At 69.7% G+C, this 1,637-nt stretch carries 2 protein-coding genes; both read left to right on the forward strand.

Translation table 11 applies throughout. The features are described 5' to 3' along the window. Positions 1 to 1,420 (forward strand): phage portal protein (locus ACFV9G_RS29810; protein WP_378733090.1); only part of this gene is annotated, 1,420 nt, incomplete at its 5' end. Between the two features lie 3 nt (positions 1,421 to 1,423). Further along, a partial coding sequence (locus ACFV9G_RS29815; RefSeq protein ID WP_378733092.1) for a hypothetical protein occupies positions 1,424 to 1,637 on the forward strand: 214 nt, incomplete at its 3' end.

Consider the following 1,637-nt stretch of genomic DNA (forward strand, 5'->3'; position numbering starts at 1 on the left):
GAAGGGGGGTGTGGCCGTGCAGGCGAAGGACCGCAGCCCCGAGGAGTGGGTGGGGCATCTCGCACGCGTACACGAGGGCCTGAAGCCCGGCCTGGAGGAGCTGAACCGGTACTACGAGGGCCAGCAGCCGCTCGCGTACCTGCACCCCGAACTCCTGGAGGAACTCGGCGAGCAGCTGCGGCAAGTGGTCATCAACTGGCCCAGATTGGTCGTCGACGCCCTCGAGGAGCGCCTGGACGTCGAGGGGTTCCGGTACGCGGACAACAAACAGACGGCCGACGATCTGTGGGCGATCTGGCAGGCGAACGGCATGGACGAGCAGTCGCAGATGGGGCACATCGACGCCCTCGCGATGCGCCGCTCGTTCCTCGTGGCCGGCACGAACGAGCAGGACGCTGCCACGCCGCTGGTGACGGTCGAGTCACCTCTGCAGATGCAGGTCGACTGGGACCCGCGCACGCGCGCTGTCCGGGCGGCGCTGAAACGCTGGCATGAGCAGGACCCGCTCACGGACGCCATCACGGACCGGTACGCGGCTCTCTACATCCCTGGGGTGACGCACTACTACGAGCAGACGACGGCGACCTCTTGGAAGGAGGTTGACCGGGACGAGCACGGCCTGGAGGTGCCGCCCGTGGTGCCGCTGGTCAACCGGCCGCGCACCCTGAAGCCAGGCGGTGTCTCCGAGCTGGCGGACGTCATCCCGATCTCGGACGCGGCCTGCAAGGTGGCCACGGACATGATGGTGTCCGCCGAGTACCACGCGATGCCCAGAAGGGTCGCGTTCGGCGTCGACGAGAACGATTTCGTCGACGCGGATGGCAAAAAGGTGTCGGTGTGGTCCCGGCTGGCCGGCCGCATCTGGGCGACGACGAAGGGGAAGGGGGGCGAGGACGGCGCCGACGTGATCCAGTTCCCCGAGGCGAATCTGTCCAACTTCCACAGCACCATCGAGCTGCTCGCCCGCCTGGTGGCTGCGCTGTCCGGGCAGCCCGCCCACTTTTTGGGTTTGGACACGAACAATCCGCCCAGCGCCGACGCGATCCGCAGCGCTGAGACGCGGCTGGTGAAGCGTGCCGAGCGGCGGCAGCGCTGCTTCTCCGGCTCTTACGAGCGGATGAACCAGCTGATCCTGCGGATCCGGGACGGCGAATGGGACCCGCGGGCGACGCGTCTGGAGACGCTGTGGCGGGATCCGTCGACGCCGACGTTCGCGCAGAAGGCGGACGCGGTCACGAAGCTGGTGCAGGTGGGCCTCTTGCCCATCGAGCAGGGCCGCGAGGACCTCGGTTACACGGCGGTGCAGCGGGAGCGGATGCGGCAGATGGACGGCGACGCTCTCCAGCGGGCCCTCGGCGGCGACTTGGCCGCCGGGTACGGGCCGAAGCCGGGGGACGGCGTCCCGCAGCCGGGAGCGTAGGCCGTGGTCGACGCAGCGCTGCGCGCGATCGCGCTGGAGCAGTACCGGCGGCAGCAGGTCATCGTCCGACAGGCCGTCAACCGCGTACAGGCGGTGTGGCGGCAGATCAGCCGGTCGGATATCGGCGGCTCGTGGGAGCAGCTGGCGCCGCTCCTGGTGGGCGCCGTGGCCGATGCGCAGCTCCAGGCGGCGCGGCTGGCGGACCCGTACCTGGACC

Origin of the sequence: Nocardioides sp. NPDC059952, from assembly GCF_042730435.1 — a bacterium.
Taxonomy (GTDB): domain Bacteria; phylum Actinomycetota; class Actinomycetes; order Propionibacteriales; family Nocardioidaceae; genus Nocardioides.